Annotated in this window: 1 protein-coding gene; it reads left to right on the forward strand. The window is 68.5% G+C overall.

From position 1 onward, the window contains the following. A partial coding sequence (locus tag SB772_RS43350) for a TolC family protein (RefSeq protein ID WP_410838941.1) occupies positions 1–254 on the forward strand: 254 nt, incomplete at both ends.

The following is a 254-nucleotide window of genomic DNA, read 5'->3' on the forward strand; positions in this document are numbered from 1 at the left end:
CTCGGCGCGCTGCTCGGCAAGGGTCCGGATCGCGGTCTGCAGATCGCCAATCCGATGCTCCATCCGGTGGCCAGCGTCGCGCTGCCCGACAACCTGCCCGCCGATCTCGTCGCGCGCCGCCCGGACATCGTCGCCGCGCGCTGGCAGGTCGAAGGCGCGATGCACGACGTCAAGGAAGCGAAGGCCGAGTTCTATCCCGACGTGAATCTCGCGGCGGGCTTCGGCTTCGATGCCTTCGGCTGGGGCAAATTCCT

This window comes from Paraburkholderia sp. SIMBA_030 (assembly GCF_046535245.1).
Classification (GTDB): Bacteria; Pseudomonadota; Gammaproteobacteria; order Burkholderiales; family Burkholderiaceae; genus Paraburkholderia.